The sequence below is a fragment of the Psychrosphaera haliotis genome, from assembly GCF_009728465.1.
Lineage (GTDB): Bacteria > Pseudomonadota > Gammaproteobacteria > Enterobacterales > Alteromonadaceae > Psychrosphaera > Psychrosphaera haliotis.
Window position 1 is genome coordinate 325,888 of record NZ_WOCD01000001.1, and the last position, 22,067, is coordinate 347,954.

Here is a 22,067-nt window from a genome sequence, read left to right on the forward strand (position 1 = left end):
TATGCGTTTGCGTTACTAAGAAAAAATAGCTTCTATTTCTTCTACGGTTTTAGGCACACTTTCGGTTAAGTTTTCGTAACCATTTTTGGTAATTAAAATATCATCTTCAATACGAACGCCAATACCATGCCATTTAGCGTCACAGTTGGCTTCACTATCAATGTAAATTCCAGGTTCAACGGTGAATACCATACCAGGCTCTAGTGAGCGCTCAGCGCCAGCTTGGTTATAGTCACCAACGTCATGAACGTCTAATCCAATCCAATGCGAACAACCGTGCATGTAAAATGCGCGATGTGCATTGTCTTTAATTAACTCATCAACATCACCAGATAAAATACCCAGTGCAACGAGCCCTTCTGTCACCGCTTTAATTGAGGCATTGGTGATCGACTTTAATGAAGCCGTTGGTGAAATAGCATCTAATACCGCTTGTTGAGCATTCAGTACCACGTTATAAATGGCTTTTTGCTCTTCACTAAACTTACCATTTACTGGCCATGTACGAGTGATATCCGCCGCATAACCTTCGAGCTCACAACCAGAGTCTATTAATACTAAATCGCCCGACTTCACTTCATCTTGGTTTTCTGTGTAGTGCAATATACAAGCGTTTTCGCCACCACCTACAATGGTACCGTATGCAGGGTGACGGGCTTTATTCATGGCATAATGATGATGAATTTCTGCTTCAAGCTGATATTCAAAAACCGGTAAGTTTTGTTTTGTTTGCGCTGCTGAAAACTGCATTGCTCGTTTATGTGCCGCAGCAGAAATTTTACCTGCTTCACGCATAACGCTAATTTCAGCTTCCGATTTAAACAGTCTCATATTGTGCACAAGCGGACGAACGTCTAGCATTTCTGTAGGTGCAGACCAGCCTTTTTTAGGTCCCATGCGCAGTTCATGCATAGTATTAAAAACCAAGTCATCAGCATAATCATACTCGCCCTGCGCAAAGTACAAGGTTGACTTGTTATTGATAGCGTCTTTAATCGTTTCATTTAATTCCGTAGTATCAAACGCACGATGCACTTCAAAACTTTTAACCGCTTGTTCTTTACCAATTCTTCGGCCATGCCAAATTTCAGCTGACTTATCTTTTACTCTGCACACTAAGGTTGACGCGTGAACGCCGTCCATTTTTTCAATAATTAAATAGGCATCCGGCTCTGGGAAACCCGTTAAATAATGAAAGTCACTATTTTGTCTAAAGGCAAACTCAGTATCTCTACTTCTTGTTAACTCTTGGGCTGCAGGAATGATCGCGACGCTATTGTCTTTCATTTTTTCAGCAAGTGCGATTCTGCGGTTTACAAATTCGTTAACAGGAATTGAGTTTATCATTTATACCTCTAAAAAATGGTACCGGTACTTAAGTTCCGGCAGCTTTATATTCATTGATTTTAGTGTTTGTGCATAGAGTCTAGGTTAAGTGTTTATGTGTAAGCATTTAAACCAGAATTTAATGCAAAGTTTTGTTTTCATCATCTGGAACAGTGGTTTCTGTACCAAACTCTTGATGACATAATATGGCTGAAACACGAACAAACTCAACCACTTCATAAAAGTCTGCCTGGTTTTCGTTGTTGTCTTCCATTTCAGAATCCATACGAGTGATGTTAGTTAAGTCTTCAATCACTTCACGAACGTCGTTACTGGCTAATTTTAAGTCGCGTTTGTTCAAACCAAAACCAACTAAAAAGTATTGGACCCAATTGATAAGCTCTTCCGCTTGATCTGTTAAGGTTTCTTCATCGTCCATTAATAAAATTTCAAATGCCATTTCACCAGACTCTAGCTTGTCATAAATGTCATTAACGAGATCTTGAGCTGCAATTTTCACTTTGCCTTTGATGGACATGCCGTTGTTAAACAACTCTGATAAATGCTCTAAAAAGTCTTTGTTACCTTTGAACATGCCACCAGATATTAAGCCCGCTAACAAACCGTGAAACTCACTGGCCGTTGCCGTAAAGTCTTGCTCATTTAAAACTTGTACTAGATCTTGATGCGTCATTTGAATTCGCTACTTTTATTAAATTTGTTTAAGTGTAATAGAATCCGAGGAAAATCAGAAGTATTGTACACATTTTGAAGACCTAAGCCGCGGTAACCGTGGGAAATTTATTCACTTTGTAAAAAAATCACCCAGTTGAGTCATCCAAATCCCTATTTTCATTGTACTGTTAGTTTGAGATGTTATATTCCGCTTTGTCATAGATAGACAAACTTCTAATCAGAACTGTTCTGGATAAATTTTGTGTCTCTTCTATGGTTATAAGTGTGACTTATTATGGTACCTGGGGTGTTTGACAGAGAACACATATCCCTGAGCCGATACTTTTTTTAAAGGACGTCATCTTTCTTGCTATTGCGCAAGCTCGGCTCGCTTTCGAGCGTGAATCGAGAAGCCTACGGTGAGAATATGGTGTCCGCCTTGAACACGTCGGTTGTTCAAGGGTTTGGTTTTCATCGGCACCTTGGGACCACCACTTAAAACACAAATAGGTAAATCAATAAACCTGTTATAAAGCTTAAACCTAACGCTAACATCTGCAGTAATCCATCGCGTTCTAATAATCCTAGTCCCATCATAAATACCACAAAAGCTGGAATTACATTTGCCAATGGAATAGGTAATAAAATCATAAGCCCTACGACAATTAATATGACGCCATTGATCCGATCAAAAATAGCAGCTTCAGTGAATTGCCACCTTGGTTTAATATAACGTTCGAGCGATTTTATCTTTGGTAAAAATACATGCAATGCAGCTCGTACTTGTTTTGCTGGCAAACTTTTGGTTAAAACAAAGTTTGGTAATTTAGCCTCCTGAAAGCCGATAACAAGTTGCAGCCCTAAAATAGCCACCAGCATTCCAGACAAAATAGATATAATGGGAATTAAGTTAAATACCGCCATTAAAAGCAGTAAAATACCGAATGTACGATCCCCTAAACGTTGAGTTAAAGAGCTTAACGTGACTTCTTTATCTTCGGTGCGGTCAATTAAATATTGCATTACATCAGACGTACGGCTTCTGTGCTTGTCAGGTACAGTAAACAAAGTCTCGCGGGGTTGTTCAAACTCAGACAATAGTAAGTATCTCAAGGGTTAAAGTATTAAATTGGACAATGCGCTAATGTAACTATCATTACGACAAAGACAAAGCTTTTTATAACCACCATTTTAGCTTCAACTTGATTTAAGTGAATTATGAAAAAAACCGATAAAAAAATAGATAAGCAATTACGACAATGTTTAACAAACGTTTGTGAAGACCATTTTGAATCTATTGATGGATTTGTATGGCTAAGTCATGAAGTAAACTTTAATAATATTAATGTAAGTTTGAGGGTTATCTGCGTTTTTGATAACAATGAAAATCAAGCTATGTTTGAGTCATCCAGCGCAAAAGAGATGGCCGTCGAATATGTACAAAAGTCACTGCAATCAATAAATATAAACCTTAAAAACGCAACTAAACAAATTCGGTTTGACTCGGAAGAGCGCTGTAAGCTTGAACATAACGGCAATTGGGCTAACCGAATAGCCCAAAAGTACCGTTAATACTCGCAAAAAGCTTATAGCTTAACGACAAGCTTACCTTTGTTATCGCCAGTAAAGAATAAGTTCAAGCCTGTTATTGCTGACTCTAAACCTTCTAGTGTGTGCGCTCGGTACTTAACTTGGCCGCTCATTACATACGGCGTTAACGTTTGTAATAATTGAGGAATTTCACCAAAGTGATCTGGCATAGTGAAGCCTTCAATACGAACACGCTTTTTAATAACATTTAACCAACTTGGTCCTGGCGCAGGTTCCGCTTTCGGATAGTCGGCAATCAGGCCACAAACAACAACTCGGCCATGTGCATTCATTCGCTCAAAAATATGGTGTTGGATTGGTCCACCTGTGTTTTCAAAAAACACATCAATTCCCTTCGGCGCCAACTCATCTAATTTAGCGGCTAAATCGTCGGTTTTATAATTAATAGCACCGTCAAAGCCTAACTCTTTAGTGATCCATTCGGCTTTTTCATCGCTACCTACTACACCAATAACGTTAAGCCCTTCCGCTTTTGCCAACTGACCTACAATAGAACCAACTGAAACCTGCCGCACCTGTAACAATTAAAGTTTCGCCTGACTTAGGTTTACCTACTTTTAATAACCCTTGCGTAGCCGTAAGTCCTGGTAAAGCAAACACCGACAATACCGCTTCGTCTGAAACTGGCGCTTCAATTTTATTTAGACCTTCTGCGCTGCCAGCAAAATATTGCTGCCAACCCATCATGCCCATAACACGGTCGCCCACTTTAAATTTATCGCTTTTACTTTCTACTACTTCACCAATGCCTGAGCTGCGCATTACATCGCCAAGCTCTACTGGTGGAATATAACTTTCTGTATCTGGGCTCATCCAACCAAACATGGCCGGGTCTAACGACATCATATTTTGTTTAACAAGTACTTCGCCTTCGGTAATTGAACGCACTTCACTTTCTTTGATTTCAAATAGGCTGTTGTCAATTGGACCGCCTGTTGGGCGTGCTACTAAATGTATTGATTTGTTAGTACTCATTTTTATTCCTTCAATTCATGTCGTTGTAAATAGATATTATTTAAAACGCGCTGTTTTTGTTCAGCTAAATATCGACTTTATTTGTCCTTCATATCTGACGTTATAAATCTCAAATTCAAGGGTATTAGAAAAATTAATAGCCAACATGAATAATTATTAGATTAAATCCCGAAAAACCTGTTGACGAAAAACACGAATAATATAATTATGCACAAATACCGAATAAGAATTCACCACAAGACTTGTTTGGGTAAATTTAAAAGAACATAAATCAACTTAATTTAAATACGTAAAATAAATAGGAAAACATTAATGTACGCCACCTCAGCTCCAATTTTTAAATCGTCAGTCATTTCTTTGGCCATTGCCGCTAGCTTTTTATCTAGCAGTGCAATATCAGAAGAGAAAAAAGGCTTAAATGAGATAGAAAAAATTGAGGTTACCGCCAGCCGACGAAGCGGAACAGTGCAAGAAGTGCCCATGAACATTTCTGCATTAGATGGCGACATCATGAAACAACAGAATATCTATACACCTGAAGATGTTGCTAGATGGGTTCCAGGTTTAACCATTGCGGATCAAGGCGGCCGTGAAGGCGCATCTATTATCGTTCGAGGCCTGAACACCAATAGCTCAGATAGATCTGCTGACGGTGGCACAGTTGCTACCTACTTAGGCGACATAGCGTTTGATTCAGATTTACGCCTAACGGACATTCAACGTGTTGAAGTTTTAATAGGCCCACAAGGCACTTTATACGGCACTGGCTCTTTAGGTGGGGCTATTCGTTATATTTTAAATGAACCTGCTCTTGACGAAACCACTGTAAATTTAGCGTTTGATACGTTTGCTTTGGCAGAAAGTGATGACTTAGGCACTGAAGCAGGCGTTGTTTTTAACCTGCCACTTATTGAAGATGAGTTAGCCGTTAGATTTAATTTAAACCACTTTTCAAGTCCTGGTTTTATAGATTATACCCAAGTTTTGAAAGAGCCTGGTGTATCCTCTGCTGATCCCGACTGGCAAAACGAGTCTGATGTTAACGCTAATTTAAAAACCGTTAAAGATGCCAATACGGAAGAAACATTTACCGCTCGTACAGCCATAAAGTGGGTTTTATCTGACAATGTTGAGGCAATGTTAAACTACATATACCAAAACAAAAAAGTAGGTGGTAATTCAATTGATCAGTTTAATACCCTATCCGCTGACAATCCGCTTTCTTCTATTATTCAGCTATATCAAAACTCAATGCGATACGAAGAGCCAGGTGAACAAACCGATGAATTACTAAGCCTTGAGCTAATGGTTGATTTAGGCTCCGTTAACTTAGTTTCTGCAACGGGTTATTCTAAATTTGAACAAACGGGACAACGTGATCAAACCGACTTGCTAATGCAAGATATTTGGTCTGGTTATGGCGAATTCCCTGCTTACACAAGAGATTATGGCGAAGGTGACTCTTTATCTCAGGAGTTTAGATTAGTATCGGATACAGACTCTGACTTTAGCTGGATTGCAGGTGTGTTTTATAGTGATTCACAATACGATTTTGACGATCGTGAGTACATGCCAGGCGCCACATTAGCTTGGTATAATGATGACTACGAAAGCTTAGATTACGACCTTGAATACATCGCCACTGGTTACAACAAAAGTAAAGAGTCTGCCGTATTTGGCGAATTTACCTATAGCGCCACAGATAAGCTTGAAGTAACCGTAGGTACTCGTTTATATAAGTATGAAGTTAATACGGTTTCCGCCGCAGCTGCTCCGCTTGATGTAGATAACATAATCACTAAGGACGATCTGCAATACGAAACGGTAAATGCCGATGATTCAGGTAGTTTGTTTAAGTTAAATTTAAGCTACCAATTGGATGATAATATTCTAGGCTACTTTACGGTAAGTGAAGGATTTAGATTAGGTGGTGGTAACGGCATTATTGCTTGTACTACACCGGTAACGGCTCAGGTTTGCGCTTTACCAAACGAAGTTGAGTTTGAATCGGACACAACACAAAACACTGAAATCGGCTTAAAAAGCACTTGGTTTAACAACAAGCTTCATTTTAACGCGGCTATCTTTAATGTGGACTGGAATGACGCTCAAATTAGTGCGGCAACGGTTTATGGTGCTGAGCCAATTACATTAAATGCTGGTCAGGCTAAATCTCAAGGTATCGAGCTGTCTACACGTACCACTTTAATTAAAAATTGGGCAATTTTTGCAAGCTTTTCTTATGCAAAAGCTGAACTAACGGAAGATGCCCCTTTCCTCTTTAAAGTAGCAAGTGAAACCGGTTCTGAATTGCAAAATTTTTACGATGGCGAAAAAGGAGACAGATTGCCTGGTGCGCCTGAGAAACAAGCAACCTTTGGTGTTAATTATCAAAATGAGGTATTTGATAATAAACTCTTGTCAGTAAATTATGGTTTAACCGCACAAAGTGATGTTTATACCAAGGTGGGTTTAAAAGCAGATGGTGAGTCATTACCTGGTTACGCTGTAAGTAATCTTTCAGCCACTATTTCTGACGACAACTGGTCAGTGACAGCCTACGTTAACAACTTGTTTGATAAGTATGCCTATAGTGCCAACCGTAGGGACCCATCTTGGTCTGGCAATTCAGTATTTGATAGTGAAAATAAAGACTTATCAGAACTGAGCCGTACTTATGGTCATTATGTGATTCAACCAAGATCGGTAGGTGTTAAATTTAACTACTTGTTTGAACTTTGATGTCGCGTTTTTGATTGAACATCATTTATTAAACACTGAACGGTCCTGAAATAGGTTGACACTTATTTCATCTTAGATACAAAAAGCCCACTTTAAGTGGGCTTTTTTATTCGCATCCCGTTAGGGGTGAAAATCACGTTTTTGCTAGTTTAAAATAGCGTGGTAGCTAATTAACAGTCTTTGTCTTTAGCATCCGCTTTTTCTTTTACATCTTCACAAGCGTCTTCTAATGCGTTACCTGCGTCTGTAACTACTTCATCAACCTTTTCACCAGCCTTCTCGCCAGGTCCTTTTTCACACCCCTGCAAAACGAATGCTGAAAGTACTAATGGTGTTGCGATAAGTAATAGTTTTAATAACTTCATAATATATCTCCTGTTTACCTTAAAGGTTTGTTTTACGTCCGTGGATTGCACTCAAAATTATAGTAACTACAAATCCCACTAAAAAGATGAAAAATAAAATCTTTGCAATACCTGTTGCAGCGCCCGCTATACCACCAAATCCAAAAATACCGGCAATAATTGCAATCACAAAAAATGTAATAATCCAAGATAACATGATAGCTCCTTAAGTCGACGTTTAAATTAAATACTGCAATTCATTTGTTCAGTAGATATGTTGCCACTTACATGCCAAGGTGTGGAAATACCTAAAATAAATTAAATTATCTATAAATTACAACAACTTAAATTTATTCAGCATAAATAAAACGAACATTAATAAAAACGAAACCAATTCAGATCTTAAAATATTTTCACACTGACCCTGCAAGTTTTTCAATCCTAACTAGCATTAGTACATAAAAGTCTTTTATTATGAGTGTCTTGTTGTACTCCAATTGTTCTAATTTAGGGAAATTCATGTCAGTTATAAGCAGTAGAATCAAATACGCGGGAATTTTATTAGCGGCGGCTATCCCTTTACAGGCTCTGGGTGGGATTGATGACATTGTAAAAACACCTGAAGAAATAGCGTTGGAACAAAAAATAAAAACCTGTGCATCAAGTTTAAAAGAAACTGGATTTGTTACGGGTGATGAAAAACTGATTTATAGATATTGTGAAACAAGGATATTATCTAGGGGCATTAAAAAAGGTCGATTAGCCCAACGTATTATTAACGAGCGGTCCACGGAGCTTAATCCCTTTGTTATTACTCCACACAGGCAAAGTTACATATTACCTTTCGTTAAATCCGATAACTTCAACCGTAAGCCTTATGAAAGCAATGAACTCGTTTCAGGGCAATTAGAAGATTATGAGTCAAAGTACCAGGTTAGTTTTAAAGTTCCACTAAGAACCAGTACTTTATTTATTCCAGGTGATGGACTGTACTTTGGAATGACGATTCAAGCATGGTGGCAAGTATATTCAGACGAAATATCTAAACCATTTAGGGAGACTAACTACACTCCAGAGATTTTCTATATCGCACCATTACCATGGAAACCTAATGATGGAAATATGGCGTTTACGGTTCACTTTGAACATCAATCCAATGGCCAAACACAATTACTTTCCAGGAGCTGGAACCGTTTGTTAGCGTCTGTTGTGTATGAGAAAGATGACTTCGCCATTGGTGTAAAGCCTTGGTACCGATTCAAAGAAAACGAAAAGTCTGACCCTTTAGATCCTAAAGGTGACGACAATCCTGATATTCATAAATACCTAGGACATTATGAAGTCTTTGGCGCATACGCCTTTAACGATGATCATAAAATGTCCTTTAATGTGCGTAAGAAACTGGAAAACAGGTAACGGTTCTATAGAACTAAACTATTCGTTTCCATTTCCAGGCTCGTCGAGACTGGTTGGATTTGCACAATACTTTAGTGGATATGGGGAAAGCTTGATTGACTACAATCATAAGCAGCAAAAAGTAGGCATTGGCATTGCTGTTAATGATATTTTTTAAACCTGTTAAGAAATATTTGCAGAGTCAATTTTATGTTTTTCAGACAAATAGAGTTCCCAACTTGGGAGCTCTAACATTCGACTTTGATATTGGTAATTGGAAGCCATGTAAAAGCTATACACCAGACTAAACATCAGCACGATAACAAATAAGTTAACACTTGTTGATAGATTTAGTGCCACAAATATGTGCAACGTCAACAAAACAAAGGCCAGCAGTAACGAATAACAAGTTACATGGATACTCAAACTTCTCCACCTACTTGCAAAAAATGGCGGCGGCTCTGCTATCCCTAGAAACCACAAAAAACGATAAAGCAAAGGCGCAGCTGCAAACTGACAAATACCAAGATACTCCATCTCTTCTCTAAAGTGAGTCATCTTTTGCTCAAAGTCCATCCGGCCCTTATGTTAACTATTGATCTGTAATAAATTTATGCGCAGTAGTATTCTCTCTTCTGAGTTATTTTTCAACCAGTTCTTGCCTTTGGAGCTAAATAGGGTATTTCCAAAATAAAAATCGCCGATAATAAGTTTTACCGGCGATTATTTGGTTAAGTATAATGTTTTACAGGACGCTACGTTTTATTTATCCCTGACACAAAGAGCATTATATGATTGGCTCTTGTCATTTTTATACCATTCAGAGTTACCACGAATAAAATAAGCACTAAGAATATCATCGAGATCTTCGCTAATTGACCATAAATCAATAGATACATCATATAGTGGCTCATTACTTAATTGAAACTCAGCTCTTAGTTCGTCAAGAGTTGGTAGTCTCCAGTCATTAGAACCATTAAATGACAAGTTTTGGCAATAACTTACAGAAGCTTTCCAATTTAGATCTTTTCCATAATCATTATCTAAATTTTGCCACTCGAGCTCTTTGTTCGGATCATAAGGCTCTGTTTCAGCTATGTTTGTACCTGTTAATTCAACAATTTGCTTTATTTCACCATTATTGATTTGCACCTCTGCAAAAGCCAATACTGCCATTTGACTAACTCTCTCCACTTCAACGTTACATTCGCCGTTAGCTGCAATATCAACATCTATACAGTCCTCTGATGCAACTGTTAGCCCTTCTGCCGTTCTCCCACCCATTGTTATTGATGAAACTTTAAACGTAGAGTTTGATATGTTTTTTATCGTAAAGGTTTTTTTTAACTGGTCTTTATCATTAAAGGAAAGCACATAAGAAGGTGTTATTTGGACTCTAGGTACTTGAATTTTTATATCAACAGTTGATGCTTCTTGATTATCATACATAGACACGACAGAAAAACTAATATCGCGATGTTGATCTACAAAGTCTGTTCCTACATCGAGTGCATTGATTTCTGATGAACTATAACTGTAACCAATATTATCTTTATTAAACTTACCAAACTTAAAATCAGTATGCCTAACAAGGACTTCATACTCATCCCCAGTGCTTTCAAACTCTTTAATATCAAACAAGCCTAATTTTTTTCTATATTCTATATAGTAAAATAGCTCTTTCTCTTCCAATCCTTTGCCTAAAGGAATTTTAAACAGTTTAACGCCGTTCGAATCAGCCGATGATTGCTCTAGTTTATATACACCAGACTCGGTTATTGTTAACACTTGAGCTTCATCCAACCAGTTAACACTATTTCGCCATATTGATGAATACAAAGGGTAGTTAATGTCATAGCTCATGGTATCGTACATTTCCCAATACCCATTATTAACACAAGAGTTTTCGTAGTGTCGATCAAGTAAACTAATTGGTAAATAGTCTAAAGGACAAGTCGTTTCAAAAGTATGACCAAAACCAAAGGTATGCCCATACTCATGTGCAATTCGTCCAGGACTAATACAACCGATGTCATCCTCGGTGTTTCCACCACCGCCGAGAACAGCAAAGTAACCCTCGTATTCGTTATCATTGCCTAAAGTTATTTTCTGCTGATAGGCATAACAGCCAGGATTACCTTGCTCAGCTCTAGTACCTATCAATACCAAGCGATCAAATAAGCTTAAATCTTTTACTTTGCTAATCGCTGTCACAGCATCTGCGTGAAACTCATCATTTTTTCTATCATTATTATTGAAGTAAAATGTTGAGGCTTTTTCCAAATCGATCCAGTTTGTAAATTCGGCATCTACCCATGCCTTCCCACTAGAGTTTTCTAAAATAAATTTATTTAAAGAGTCTGTATTGTCTAATACTAATTTTTTTAACTCTTCTTCTGTCACTTTTTTCTTTTGGTCTGAGAAACCTACTAATGCAAAAAGTGTTTTTTGAGCCCCTAAAGAATCTGAATTGTTTACCATTGAAAAAGTGGCGGTTACCGTGCAGTTAGAGCTGACAGGGCCCGTTGTATATATGTTATCGGTTAAGCTTCCATCACAACCCTCAACAGAACCAATAGCGTAACCATCATTGGGAGTTACGTTAAACGTAGTTGATTCACCACTATTTACAGTTTGAGAGCTTGGGGATATTGAACCGCCGTCATCGGCGCTGGTTGCAATTGTATATGTTGGAGTCGAAACTGAGAAAGTGGCTGTAATAGTGCAGTTAGAGCTAATTGCACCTGTTGTATATGTATTGCCAGCTAAGCTCCCATTGCACCCTTCAACAGTACTAATAGCATAACCATCATCAGAAGTTATATTAAAGGTAGTTGACTCGCCGCTATTTACAGTTTTAGAACTCGGGGATATTGAACCGCCGTCATCTGCACTCGTTGATAACGTGTATGTTGGTACTGTACTAGAGGATTGTGAAGGCTTTTCATCAGAACCACCGCCTCCACCGCATCCAGCAATGCCTATACAAAGCAAGGCGTAAAAAAATGTTTTCATTTTAACCCTTTAATATTTATATAACTGTTTCTTTTGGTAATTTAGACTACCAGAAGTAAAAATAAAGTTATATAAAAGAGTTAATTACACCTTAAAAACAGGTAGACCACTATGAAATTTGAAATCGCTATCTGGAGTTGAGATTAGTTCGGCTTCTACATGACCAAAATAAGCAATGCGCTCGGAAATGTCGTGCCCTGCAATTTCTTCAGCGAGCACTAAGTAGTCTTGGAAATGTCTAGCTTCAGATCGCAATAATGAAACATAAAAGTCACCGAGGCGTTTGTCTACATGCGGTGCTAGTTTTGCAAAACGCTCACATGAACGGGCCTCGATATAGGCACCGCAAATAAGTTTATCAATAAGAGTGTCTGGCTCATGAGTTTTAACATGTCGCATCATGCCTTTAGCATAACGTCCTGGCGTAATACTTTTATAATCTACGCCTTTTTCTTCCATGATCTCTAATACTTGATAGAAATGATGTAACTCTTCTCTAATAAGCATCACCATCTTATCAACTAAGTCTTGGCCATACTTACTATCTGGCCTAATCACTAATTTTTTACTTATACCTTTTAAGTCCCTGAGATCTTCTAAACGCCCTTCTCGTTTATAAATAAAATTTTCATATGGACTAAGCCACGCCAACAACTGATCACCACTTGCTTTATCAACAGCGTATTTTCGCATTAACCACATTGCAGTTTGCGCTGCCTTTAACTCACAAATCATATGATCGATAAGAAGTACATCTAGGTTTTCAGGTTGAATTGCGGCTGCAATCCACTCATTAGGAGTAGAACAATTTAAAAAGGACGCTATTGGTTGTATCAGGTTATTTAAATTCATTGGGCCAAAACATTAGTTTCTCTATTGCCGTTATTCTAACGTGTTCAGGCCCAAATCTCACAATCCTATTTCATATGCCTTATTTATTTTTTTTCATCGAATCGGACTCTATCTGTTCAGAAAGCTCTTCCAGTTGATAAAAGACCGCTAAGCTCGCCTTTTCCATTTGCGCCAATAACTCTATTGATCTCTTTTTGTTGCCCTCAGCATGAGCCTCCAAAGCTTGTCTACCATAGTTATGAACATCTGCATGAGGCTTCTCTATTTTCGAAAACGCAGAGTAGTGAGAGAATTGGTCCGCGCCATCGCCATTGTAATACCAATTCCCTAATCGACATTCGGTATGGTCAGTAAAGTCGTTAACCGTTTTGTCAGACATACCTAGTAAAAGCTGATATACCTCTCCTTTCCACACAACGTGATCCATTTTTGCAGTTTCAATAAACGAGTTTGCCGACGAGTAAGATATAACCGAATACATGCTTTTAGACATAGTGACGATTTCATTGGCCTTTTTCTCTATTGTTGTTGTGCTATCACTAATTTCGCTGCTTTTCTCACCAACACTATTAATACCAGCTATAACTCCGGTCATCTGTTGGTTCACTTGTTCAATCAAACTCGATATCTCATTTGAGGCCTCTGATGAACGCTGTGCTAATGTTCTCACCTCGTCGGCAACTACGGCAAAACCTCGTCCTTGCTCACCAGCCCTGGCGGCTTCAATAGCTGCGTTTAGTGCTAATAGGTTTGTTTGGTCTGAGATACTTTTGATAATATTGACGAAGTCATTTATTCCAGACATGACATTTTTAAGCTCATCCGCTGATTCAGACGCTTTTTTGTATTTTCGGTAATCTCAATAGTAGAGCCTGATGTACTTGATAACATTTTAGTTACGGTATCAAATAATTGTTTGGACTCATCAAAGTCACCACGATGCCTTATCAACTGGGACGATGACTCGGCTAAACTTTCACGAATTTGATTTACTAAACTAGAGGATTGAATCCAAAGTTTTCCGTAGTCACTTAACGTCGAACTATCATCTCCCTTCGTATCTTGTTCTTGATGTCTCAGCCTACTGTTTTCAATTTTGACGTCTTTTAATTCACTTTCGAGCTGTTCATTTTTGAAACAATGTTTTCTAACTGTTCCTTGAGGGTTTTAATTTCTTCTTTTGTTTAGATCCGAATATCATAGTTACTCTCTAATTAGTAAACAGGAATACTGATTGACATAAAAATTGACCTACATATTTTCCATGCAGGAATGGTAGAAATATGGACTTCTTACACAGAGTATAATCAGGATCTAATAAAACGCTTAATATTTAGATATTTTTTATCTTGTAATACCGCTTTAGTTTTATTTTTTTAAAAGCACTAAAATCATCAACAAACACAGCTATTTGAGTCTCTTTTTAGAATATTTACTCGGTGAGAGTTTGTTGCCTCTTTATAACTACATCGTCTAATTAGATGGTTTATTAATCGATTCTAGTCTTGACTCTGAGGCAAAATTTGACCATAACATACTCATATTGTGTAACATTTGCGCAATTAAGCGATCACTAGACAGTAAGGAACATAATTATGATACTAAACCACCTATGGGGTCTGTACGCGCATCCGGTTGAAGAATGGCACACCATTGACAATCGTCATGAAAGTTTTAAATATTCGATGTCTCACATAATGATCATCGCATTAATACCAGCAATTTGTGGCTATTTCTCAGTAACTCAAATGGGTTGGAGTGTAGGCGTTGGTGAACCTCTTAAAATGACCCCTGACACTGCACTATTACTTTGCTCAGGAATGTACTTCGCGTTAATTGCGGGCGTATTTTTACTTGGCTACTTAGCGCATTGGATGGCTCACACCTTTGGTTCAGAACCAACTTACACACAAACACTAGAATTAGCAGCATACACAGCAACACCGTTATTTATGGCTGGCTTTGCAGCACTATACCCTGAAGTTTGGTTTGTAATGATTATCGGCTTAATTGCATTGTCTTATTCTGTATATTTACTTTATGCAGGCGTGCCAATTTTAATGCATATACCAGAAGAGCGTGGCTTTATTTATGCTAGTTCAGTGGTAACTTGTGGTCTTATATTACTCGTGTGTATTATGACCTCGTTTGCAATGTTCTGGAGCTCAGGTTACGCACCAGCGTTTAGCCACTAGACTAACATTTGATAATAAGTTGTTGAGTAAGCTATTTAGACCTAGCCAACAACTCAAATAGAATATCAACCATCAAAAAAGCCGACATCACAGTCGGCTTTTTTATTTAAACATTAACTTTCTTTCGTAAATTAATGTTCTTTTATTTACTAAAACTAATCTCTAGCTTTTACGCCAAGTAGTACCGTTAGCACCATCTTCTAGCACAACACCTAACGCATTTAACGCATCACGTGCTTCATCGGCCATTGCCCAATCTTTACTCGCTCTAGCTTCATTACGCTGAACTATCAATTGCTCAATCTTAGCGACTTCATCGTCATCTTGTTCGCCTTTGAAAAAGCTTTCTGGGTTGCTTTGCAATAACCCTAACACTTCACCAAATTTAACCAGTACACCTGCCGTATTGTTGGCCGACGCTAAACCTTCCGCTTTTTCTTTGTTTAATTGCTTAACCAAATCAAACAAAACTGACAAGGCGATTGGTGTATTAAAGTCATCATCCATCGCTTCATAGAAGTCTGCAGCTTGAGGGTAAGTTGATACATCAACATCCATATTAGGCTCAACATCTCTTAAACCAGAATATAGGCGCTCTAATGCAGACTTTGCTTGTTTCAAGTTGTCGTCAGAATAGTTTAACTGGCTGCGGTAATGACCTGACAATAAAAAGTAGCGAACGGTTTCCGCGTCATAAGTCTTTAATACTTCACGGACAGTAAAGAAGTTGCCCAAAGATTTTGACATCTTTTCATTATCAACTTGCACCATGCCTGTATGCATCCAGTAATTTACATAAGGCGTGTCAAATGCACAGCATGACTGAGCAATTTCATTTTCATGGTGAGGGAACTGTAAATCTGAACCGCCGCCATGAATGTCAAAGTGTGTACCCAAATGTTTTGAGTTCATCGCAGAACACTCAATGTGCCAACCTGGACGGCCATTGCCCCACGGTGATTCCCAGCTTGGTTCATTAGCTTTTGCTAACTTCCACAAAACAAAATCCAGTGGATCACGTTTTGTCTCTTCAACATCAACCCTTGCACCTGCAACCAATTGCGTTAAATCTTGACGACCTAGCGCGCCGTATTTTTTAAAAGTAGACACTTCAAATAATACATCTCCGTTTCCGGCTACATACGCATGCCCTTTTTTAATTAAACGTTCAATAACGTCTATAATTTCAGGCATATGCGTTGTTACTCTTGGTTCAATATCCGCTGGTAACATTTTTAATGCATCAAAGTCTTCATGCATCATCGCAATTGTACGATTCGTCAACTCATCACAGGTTTCGTTATTTTCAATTGCACGTTTGATGATTTTATCGTCAACGTCTGTAATATTTCGAACAAACGTTACGTCATATCCTGTATGTCTAAAATAGCGCTGCATTACGTCAAACGCGACATAAGTACGACCATGACCCATATGCAATAAATCATATACAGTGATACCGCACACATACATGCCTACCTTGCCTGCTACTAAAGGTTTAAACGTCTCTTTTTGACGGGACAAAGTATTGTAAATGCGTAACATGTGTTTTCCTGATTCTGTTTAGTTTTTGTTGAGTTGCTTAATTAGTGTAGCCTTGCTGACACACTAATTCCTTAATGGCGGCATTTTAACAAACCAACCACGTTTTACACTTTAATTTTAACCAATTAAGTACAATAGCTGATCAAGCCCACCTTGCCTAACTGATACATCGGCCTGCTCACACACTAGAGGTTTAGCATGAAACGCGACGCCTAAACTGGCAACTGCCATCATTTTTAAGTCGTTTGCACCATCGCCCATGGCAATAGTTTGCGACATTGGAATGTTAAATTGTTTTGATAAGTTTAAAACGGCGTCAGCTTTAGCTTGTGCATCTATTACTTTACCACTAACGGTGCCCGAGAGCTTAGCGTCTTTAATGTCTAAGTTATTAGCTAACGTTATATCGAGCCCGAGTTGTTCTTTTAACGCTTCTGTCATTGCTGTAAAACCACCTGACACGATGGCAATTTTCCAATGGTGTTGTTTTAAACACGATACTAACAATTCTAAGCCTGGCATTAAGGGCAATTTACTCGCAACATCTGTTATTACCGATTGAGGTGCCCCTTTTAACGTTGCTACTCTTGCATGTAAGCTTTCTGCGAAGTCTAACTCACCGCGCATTGCCGAGGCAGTAACCGCCGCCACTTGTTCTCCAACGCCTGCTAATTTGGCAATTTCATCAATGCATTCAATTTGAATAGCGGTACTATCCATGTCCATGACCAATAACCCAGGTTTATTAAGTGCTGGAATTTTTAGGCCCGGTACTTTGGATTCACTATTAATGAATGCAACCTCAAGACCATGCTCATCAGCGATAGAATTAATTGAGTTTTCCATATTTGAGCTTTTAATATTAGCGCTTTTAATATTAGGATTTTCATTATCAGTGTTTTCAGTATTAAAGCTTTCATTATTAAAGCTTTCAACATTAGAATGATTTGGGATCAAAAACTCAACCGCACCAGGCAGCGACGCTAACGGTTTAACGATACGCGTAACTGCTTCAACGCCAAGACCTTTAATAACCGAATGAATATGAAACAAGGCTTGCCATTCAAAGTCAGAACTAGAAAATGAATCCCCTGCGTTATTACCTGTAATAGCTGATATGTTGTTTTTAAAAACGACTAACTTCCTAACTTGCGAGTCTTCTTTTGTACTGAATTTCTCAAGTTTAACGTACACCGCACTTTCAGCCTTATTTGCATCCTCTGCATTATCCGTTAAAAACTTAAGTGTAAAATACTGAGTTGTTTGCAACTCGGCCATTACTTCAACTAGTGAGCAGTCACTAAGATTAAAAACATGGCTATAAGAAAATGGAGCGGTTGATGTCATTCTATTTAAGACTCTAAAATACAATTTCTTAGAATATACCAAACTACATTGCTTTTTTTGGAATAAATGCGCACTATTTATTAATCTACTTTTTGTTTCTAACAAGCTAAATGGACCAATATGGCCACCAAAGTTACCTATATTAAAACTTCATCGGTAAATAAAAAGCTACTGCAGTTATTGGCAGGTGTAGTTTTAGTTATTTTTACCTTGAGTTTATGGGTGGATATAAAAACAAAAGGTAATCAGTTGTTAGAAGAAAATGCCATCGTACTTGCCGATAATTTATTACAACAAAGCAGTCACAGCGCTGCCTATTATATTTCAGAAAATGACATTGAATCTTTAGAAATATTAACATCGTCGGCTTTAGTTTCAGAAAACATTTACGAAATGCTAATTTATAATAAATATGGGGAATTACTGAGTAAAAGTAGTAACGCAGTTCCTGCGAAGGAACGCTTTGTGAATATAGACAAAGAACTAAATGGTTTCCTGCCAACACCCTATGTTACCGACATTTATAGTGAAGACGGACGTTTGCTCGGTTTTATTCGTGTAACCGTATTAATTAGAAATCTACAAACATCTGGCATTAATTACGTCTATACGATGACAAAACAGGTGATATTGATCATGTTATTGTCCGGGTTAATTGGCTATTTGTTTACGAATGGACTCAAACCATTTTCAGCTAATGCTTATATGGTTAAAGACTAAATCCAAATAACTCTTTGCAATTTTCGCTAGTCTTTAAAGCCACTTCTTCAAGTGTTAATTCCTTCAAGCTTGCCAAACATAATGCAATTTCTAAAATGTTAGCAGGTTCATTTCTATGCCCTTGTTTGCCATTTAATGGCATGTCTGGTGAATCAGTTTCTAACACGATATGTGACAAATCTAGGTTTTTAAAAGTGCTCTGAGTTTTTTTACTTCTCTCGTAAGTAATGGTGCCGCCACAGCCTAACTTAAAGCCTAAATTAATATATCGTTGCGCGTCTTCCAAACTGCCAGTAAAAGCATGAATTACACCACCGCTAAGAGGCTGTATTCGTTTAAAGCTTTGATGAATCAAATGATGTGATTTGCGATGATGAATAACGAGCGGTTTGTTACATTGATTAGCGATGTCTATGTGCGTCTCAAAAACAGCTTGCTGATGCGCTGCACTGAAGCACTCTTCTTGCCTATTTTCTGCAAGAAAACCATCAATACCACATTCACCTATCGCACTAACCCAACTCTCTGTTGAGCAACGAGCAAGCAGGTCTAAGTCGCTGGTATTAAATTCGTTTAAAAAATATGGGTGTAAACCAATGCCCGACTTAATCGACGTATTTACTTGAGAAAGCTGTTTTAAAGATGGCCATTGTTGAGATTTAATACCGGGTACAAAAAACCTCTCCACATGGTTTTGATGGGCATCTGACAAAACTTGATCAAGATCTTTGGCAAACACCTCAAAATCTAAATGGCAATGGCTATCAACTAACATTATATTTAATAAAGCTCATGACTTAGCATTAAGGCTTAAGGAGCCAAACGCTCAATTGACCAACCCTGCGGTGTTTTTGTGTAAAGCATGCGATCATGAAGTCTATGCTCACCACCTTGCCAAAACTCAATTTTAATTGGTTTAACTCTAAAGCCACCCCAAAAATCAGGTGCTGGTATTTCACCTTTTAAGAACTTATCTTTCATGCGCGCAAAACCTTGCATTAAAAGCTCTCTTGATTTAATTGGCTGAGACTGGTGAGAAGCGTAAGCAGCCAACTGGCTCTCTTTAGGCCGAGATAAAAAGTAGGCCATATTTTCTTTGGTACTTAGAGGCTCGACTTCACCATAAACAATGACTTGTCGCTCTAAAATATGCCATGGGAAATGTAGCGATATTTTTGGATTATTTTTTAACTCTTGAGCTTTTCGGCTGCCTAAATTAGTAAAAAAGACAAACCCGTTTTCATCACAGTTTTTCAACAACACTATTCGTTGAGATGGCTGGCCGGTTGCATCAACTGTAGCAACAACCATCGCCGTTGGATCGGGAAGTTTTGCCTCAATAACTTGTTGCAACCAAGACTCAAACTGTAAAAACGGATTCGGATTTACATCCGATTCACTTAAATTGCCTTGGCAATACTCGCGACGGAGATTAGATAATTCCACCAGCATGTCCTCTTAAACAATGACTTAGCAATAGTATACGAGTATTTAACTGATATGCGTCAGCAATTTTTTACTTTTAACCAAATACCGCTACGACCTGCCTTGATAAAGCGACAAGTCTACCGTTCTGATCCCAAAAGTCTGCCTCTTCATGACCATACCCTTGGTTTACATGCGATGCTTTTACTACACAAGCTAACCAGTCTGTTGGTGATATTTCACTTATTGGGTGAATAAACTCTATGTCCCAACTCATTGTGCTTGCTGGAGCGGGTAACTTCATCATTTGGAACATAGTCGGCGGCCACGCGTCCATTAATGCAATTAGGTAAGCCATTTTCATTTGACTTGGGGCTTTAGATAGTCGGCACCAACCGTGCATTTCAGGATCTTTTTTAGTGCCAACTGAAAAGCTTCCTTTTTCTAACGCAAGATCAAAATGTCGAATAAACTTAGGCACGATTTTAGGTATCTGTGGGATGAACTTAGCTTTTTTAGGGATTGGCATGTCATGTTTAGGATGGTCTATGTGATTAAGTTTTGATTCTCGAGAAACACCAAAACATACTTGTGCCATTACACCCACTTGACCGTTTTGAATCACTTTAGCCAATATTTGAGTTACGTTCCTTCCGGTTCTCAACACTTCAGCGCTAACTTCAACTTCTTCATCAACGTTTAATGGGCCAACAAAATTACAATGGAACGCTCTTAGCTCTCGTCCATCTGAGATTAAATTTTCAGCGGCTTGATAGGCTAATGCTGCAGAAAGGCCACCGAATACTGTGCGCCCTTGAGACCAGTTATCTGGGATAGTCAGTTTATAACTTTCTTGCTTCTCACTAAAATTTTCAAATATCGATTCGATATCCATGTTACTTATCCTTTTGTTAATTGCTCAAGACAAAACAGCGACTGGTCGGACTTCAACAAAGTATTTATCCAGTCTAGCCAATTATTTATATCTTGAAAACAAAAGTTTATTGCTATTTGATTAATATTCGGCCAGAATGAACAAAACACTGTTAGAAGTCTAAGGGGTTAATAGTGAAACAACTTATCAAAAATGGCGTGATTGCCGCGTCGATGCTTTTATCAAGTGTTGCTGTCGCATCTCCAATTACATATGAATTCGATATTGATTATTCAGGTACGACCGTTATCGGAGCTGATGAATATGAAGTGCAAGGCACTGGTTTATTTAGCTTATTCGGTGAGCTAGATTTCGGTGTAAATGCGATAACATCTACAGATTTTTCAAATTTGTCTTACCAGGCAAGTTTTAACTTCATAAATCAAACTAATCCAGGTGATGACAAAATAGACTTAATATCTATAGTGACAAACGTTTTCACTCCAAGTATGTACAACTTTAGTTTGTTTATTGCCAACGATCTCAATACCGTATTTTGGGGTAATGGTGGCTCTGGTGAGAGCTCGTTCGCTATAGAAAGCACTAATCTAAATGCTCCAGCTATGCCAGCGCTTGGCGTTTCGTTTGATACAAACATATTTCACGAACCAACTCTTGATCTAGACGGTGGTGGTCGCTTTTTGCTTACCGACCTAGATAATCTAATTTTGATTGAAGGTATGGATAGAGAGTATTCAATGGCGATGAGAAACGGCAATTTAGGTCAACCAATACCACCATCAGGCGGTTCTAATAATGTACCTGAGCCTTCTACTTGGTTGTTAATGGCTGCTGGTTTGGCATTTACTGCAAGACGTTATAAGTCAAAATAGTAGTTAGAATTCGTCTAGTAACTTATTAGACTAATTTTATTCAAATAAAAAGCGCTCAATGAGCGCTTTTTTTGTTTCTGTTGAATGACCAGTTCTAAATAATTATTAAGCTATGCAAGTAGCTACCTGCCTA

General features: G+C 38.2%; 21 protein-coding genes, 1 other RNA gene and 2 pseudogenes. 8 read left to right on the forward strand and 16 right to left on the reverse strand.

The features are described from left to right. Window positions 1-15: 15 nt before the first annotated feature. Together pepP and GNP35_RS01460 are read right to left on the reverse strand one after the other, a co-directional pair. Entirely contained in the window at window positions 16-1,344 is a 1,329-nt protein-coding gene (pepP, locus tag GNP35_RS01455) for a Xaa-Pro aminopeptidase (protein WP_414153666.1), read from the reverse strand. Window positions 1,345-1,465: 121 nt separating this feature from the next. Then, window positions 1,466-2,020, reverse strand: coding sequence for a UPF0149 family protein (locus tag GNP35_RS01460; protein ID WP_155693858.1), 555 nt, complete (start codon window positions 2,018-2,020; stop codon window positions 1,466-1,468). Window positions 2,021-2,297: 277 nt separating this feature from the next. Here GNP35_RS01460 and ssrS point away from each other — a divergent pair. Further along, window positions 2,298-2,494, forward strand: a non-coding RNA gene (ssrS, locus tag GNP35_RS01465) — 6S RNA. Window positions 2,495-2,496: 2 nt separating this feature from the next. Here ssrS and GNP35_RS01470 read toward each other — a convergent pair. Then, window positions 2,497-3,099: an exopolysaccharide biosynthesis protein gene (locus tag GNP35_RS01470; protein ID WP_230961251.1), complete on the reverse strand. Its 603-nt coding sequence runs from the start codon at window positions 3,097-3,099 to the stop codon at window positions 2,497-2,499. Between the two features lie 120 nt (window positions 3,100-3,219). Here GNP35_RS01470 and GNP35_RS01475 point away from each other — a divergent pair, with 120 nt between their 5' ends. Beyond that, on the forward strand, window positions 3,220-3,573 hold the full coding sequence (locus tag GNP35_RS01475) for a Fis family transcriptional regulator (RefSeq protein ID WP_155693868.1): 354 nt from the start codon (window positions 3,220-3,222) through the stop codon (window positions 3,571-3,573). Window positions 3,574-3,587: 14 nt separating this feature from the next. Here GNP35_RS01475 and GNP35_RS01480 read toward each other — a convergent pair. Then, a pseudogene (locus GNP35_RS01480) lies at window positions 3,588-4,587 on the reverse strand (NADP-dependent oxidoreductase). 312 nt (window positions 4,588-4,899) lie between these two features. Here GNP35_RS01480 and GNP35_RS01485 point away from each other — a divergent pair. After that, a complete protein-coding gene (locus tag GNP35_RS01485; protein WP_155693870.1) occupies window positions 4,900-7,329 on the forward strand; it encodes a TonB-dependent receptor in 2,430 nt (809 codons plus the stop codon). A 170-nt stretch (window positions 7,330-7,499) separates the two neighbouring features. Here the strand turns inward: GNP35_RS01485 and GNP35_RS01490 are convergent, their stop codons facing one another. Both GNP35_RS01490 and GNP35_RS01495 read right to left on the reverse strand, forming a co-directional pair. Beyond that, a complete protein-coding gene (locus GNP35_RS01490) occupies window positions 7,500-7,694 on the reverse strand; it encodes a hypothetical protein (RefSeq protein WP_155693873.1) in 195 nt (64 codons plus the stop codon). 19 nt (window positions 7,695-7,713) lie between these two features. Continuing rightward, window positions 7,714-7,890, reverse strand: coding sequence for a DUF1328 family protein (locus tag GNP35_RS01495; protein WP_155693875.1), 177 nt, complete (start codon window positions 7,888-7,890; stop codon window positions 7,714-7,716). A 302-nt stretch (window positions 7,891-8,192) separates the two neighbouring features. Here GNP35_RS01495 and GNP35_RS01500 point away from each other — a divergent pair, with 302 nt between their 5' ends. Beyond that, the gene (locus GNP35_RS01500; RefSeq protein ID WP_196492372.1) at window positions 8,193-9,089 is read left to right on the forward strand and encodes a phospholipase A; all 897 of its coding nucleotides are present in this window, start codon (window positions 8,193-8,195) and stop codon (window positions 9,087-9,089) included. Beyond that, window positions 9,061-9,246 (forward strand): phospholipase A, encoded by a 186-nt coding sequence (locus GNP35_RS16445; RefSeq protein WP_196492373.1) that lies wholly within the window; start codon window positions 9,061-9,063, stop codon window positions 9,244-9,246. The genes GNP35_RS01500 and GNP35_RS16445 overlap by 29 nt, the downstream gene beginning before the upstream one ends. 5 nt (window positions 9,247-9,251) lie before the next feature. Here GNP35_RS16445 and GNP35_RS01510 read toward each other — a convergent pair whose 3' ends face one another. The 5 genes and pseudogenes from GNP35_RS01510 to GNP35_RS15380 all read right to left on the reverse strand — a co-directional run. Next, window positions 9,252-9,644 carry a DUF6404 family protein gene (locus tag GNP35_RS01510; RefSeq protein ID WP_155693881.1) on the reverse strand — a complete coding sequence of 131 codons (393 nt, stop codon included), beginning with the start codon at window positions 9,642-9,644 and terminating at the stop codon, window positions 9,252-9,254. 186 nt (window positions 9,645-9,830) lie between these two features. Then, window positions 9,831-12,083 carry an InlB B-repeat-containing protein gene (locus GNP35_RS01515; protein WP_155693883.1) on the reverse strand — a complete coding sequence of 751 codons (2,253 nt, stop codon included), beginning with the start codon at window positions 12,081-12,083 and terminating at the stop codon, window positions 9,831-9,833. An 84-nt stretch (window positions 12,084-12,167) separates the two neighbouring features. After that, a complete protein-coding gene (miaE, locus tag GNP35_RS01520; RefSeq protein WP_155693884.1) occupies window positions 12,168-12,935 on the reverse strand; it encodes a tRNA isopentenyl-2-thiomethyl-A-37 hydroxylase MiaE in 768 nt (255 codons plus the stop codon). A 79-nt stretch (window positions 12,936-13,014) separates the two neighbouring features. Continuing rightward, a complete protein-coding gene (locus tag GNP35_RS15375; protein ID WP_330997693.1) occupies window positions 13,015-13,428 on the reverse strand; it encodes a CZB domain-containing protein in 414 nt (137 codons plus the stop codon). Between the two features lie 30 nt (window positions 13,429-13,458). Beyond that, window positions 13,459-13,731 (reverse strand): annotated as a pseudogene (locus GNP35_RS15380) (methyl-accepting chemotaxis protein); the annotation flags it as partial. 799 nt (window positions 13,732-14,530) lie between these two features. Here GNP35_RS15380 and GNP35_RS01530 point away from each other — a divergent pair. Beyond that, complete coding sequence (locus tag GNP35_RS01530; protein WP_155693887.1) at window positions 14,531-15,130, forward strand: Yip1 family protein; 600 nt, start codon at window positions 14,531-14,533, stop codon at window positions 15,128-15,130. Window positions 15,131-15,292: 162 nt separating this feature from the next. On the opposite strand, the gene cysS is transcribed toward GNP35_RS01530, so the two are convergent. Together cysS and serB are read right to left on the reverse strand one after the other, a co-directional pair. Then, window positions 15,293-16,675 carry a cysteine--tRNA ligase gene (gene cysS, locus GNP35_RS01535; RefSeq protein WP_155693889.1) on the reverse strand — a complete coding sequence of 461 codons (1,383 nt, stop codon included), beginning with the start codon at window positions 16,673-16,675 and terminating at the stop codon, window positions 15,293-15,295. A gap of 117 nt (window positions 16,676-16,792) precedes the next feature. Further along, window positions 16,793-18,022: a phosphoserine phosphatase SerB gene (gene serB / locus GNP35_RS15385; protein WP_230961252.1), complete on the reverse strand. Its 1,230-nt coding sequence runs from the start codon at window positions 18,020-18,022 to the stop codon at window positions 16,793-16,795. A gap of 120 nt (window positions 18,023-18,142) precedes the next feature. Here serB and GNP35_RS01545 point away from each other — a divergent pair, with 120 nt between their 5' ends. Next, the gene (locus GNP35_RS01545; RefSeq protein WP_155693891.1) at window positions 18,143-18,742 is read left to right on the forward strand and encodes an AhpA/YtjB family protein; all 600 of its coding nucleotides are present in this window, start codon (window positions 18,143-18,145) and stop codon (window positions 18,740-18,742) included. Here GNP35_RS01545 and GNP35_RS01550 read toward each other — a convergent pair. From GNP35_RS01550 to GNP35_RS01560, 3 genes are all read right to left on the reverse strand, one after another. Next, window positions 18,732-19,517, reverse strand: a complete 786-nt coding sequence (locus GNP35_RS01550; RefSeq protein WP_155693893.1) for a TatD family hydrolase — start codon at window positions 19,515-19,517, stop codon at window positions 18,732-18,734. The two genes, GNP35_RS01545 and GNP35_RS01550, sit on opposite strands and share 11 nt — an antisense overlap. Before the next feature lie 35 nt (window positions 19,518-19,552). Beyond that, window positions 19,553-20,188, reverse strand: coding sequence for a pyridoxamine 5'-phosphate oxidase (gene pdxH, locus GNP35_RS01555; RefSeq protein WP_330997663.1), 636 nt, complete (start codon window positions 20,186-20,188; stop codon window positions 19,553-19,555). 76 nt (window positions 20,189-20,264) lie between these two features. Continuing rightward, entirely contained in the window at window positions 20,265-21,062 is a 798-nt protein-coding gene (locus GNP35_RS01560) for an acyl-CoA thioesterase (protein WP_155693897.1), read from the reverse strand. Window positions 21,063-21,235: 173 nt separating this feature from the next. Here GNP35_RS01560 and GNP35_RS16195 point away from each other — a divergent pair, with 173 nt between their 5' ends. Continuing rightward, window positions 21,236-21,934, forward strand: a complete 699-nt coding sequence (locus GNP35_RS16195; protein ID WP_155693899.1) for a PEP-CTERM sorting domain-containing protein — start codon at window positions 21,236-21,238, stop codon at window positions 21,932-21,934. The last annotated feature ends 133 nt before the right edge of the window (window positions 21,935-22,067 follow it).

Coding starts and splice junctions, on each gene's coding strand:
- GNP35_RS01460 (WP_155693858.1), bottom strand. CDS start 2,020: ATGACGCATCAAGATCTAGTACAAGTTTTAAATGAGCAAGACTTTACG.
- GNP35_RS01475 (WP_155693868.1), top strand. CDS start 3,220: ATGAAAAAAACCGATAAAAAAATAGATAAGCAATTACGACAATGTTTA.
- GNP35_RS01485 (WP_155693870.1), top strand. CDS start 4,900: ATGTACGCCACCTCAGCTCCAATTTTTAAATCGTCAGTCATTTCTTTG.
- GNP35_RS01490 (WP_155693873.1), bottom strand. CDS start 7,694: ATGAAGTTATTAAAACTATTACTTATCGCAACACCATTAGTACTTTCA.
- GNP35_RS01495 (WP_155693875.1), bottom strand. CDS start 7,890: ATGTTATCTTGGATTATTACATTTTTTGTGATTGCAATTATTGCCGGT.
- GNP35_RS01500 (WP_196492372.1), top strand. CDS start 8,193: ATGTCAGTTATAAGCAGTAGAATCAAATACGCGGGAATTTTATTAGCG.
- GNP35_RS16445 (WP_196492373.1), top strand. CDS start 9,061: ATGTGCGTAAGAAACTGGAAAACAGGTAACGGTTCTATAGAACTAAAC.
- GNP35_RS01510 (WP_155693881.1), bottom strand. CDS start 9,644: ATGGACTTTGAGCAAAAGATGACTCACTTTAGAGAAGAGATGGAGTAT.
- GNP35_RS01515 (WP_155693883.1), bottom strand. CDS start 12,083: ATGAAAACATTTTTTTACGCCTTGCTTTGTATAGGCATTGCTGGATGC.
- miaE (WP_155693884.1), bottom strand. CDS start 12,935: ATGAATTTAAATAACCTGATACAACCAATAGCGTCCTTTTTAAATTGT.
- GNP35_RS15375 (WP_330997693.1), bottom strand. CDS start 13,428: ATGTCTAAAAGCATGTATTCGGTTATATCTTACTCGTCGGCAAACTCG.
- GNP35_RS01530 (WP_155693887.1), top strand. CDS start 14,531: ATGATACTAAACCACCTATGGGGTCTGTACGCGCATCCGGTTGAAGAA.
- cysS (WP_155693889.1), bottom strand. CDS start 16,675: ATGTTACGCATTTACAATACTTTGTCCCGTCAAAAAGAGACGTTTAAA.
- serB (WP_230961252.1), bottom strand. CDS start 18,022: ATGACATCAACCGCTCCATTTTCTTATAGCCATGTTTTTAATCTTAGT.
- GNP35_RS01545 (WP_155693891.1), top strand. CDS start 18,143: ATGGCCACCAAAGTTACCTATATTAAAACTTCATCGGTAAATAAAAAG.
- GNP35_RS01550 (WP_155693893.1), bottom strand. CDS start 19,517: ATGTTAGTTGATAGCCATTGCCATTTAGATTTTGAGGTGTTTGCCAAA.
- GNP35_RS01560 (WP_155693897.1), bottom strand. CDS start 21,062: ATGGATATCGAATCGATATTTGAAAATTTTAGTGAGAAGCAAGAAAGT.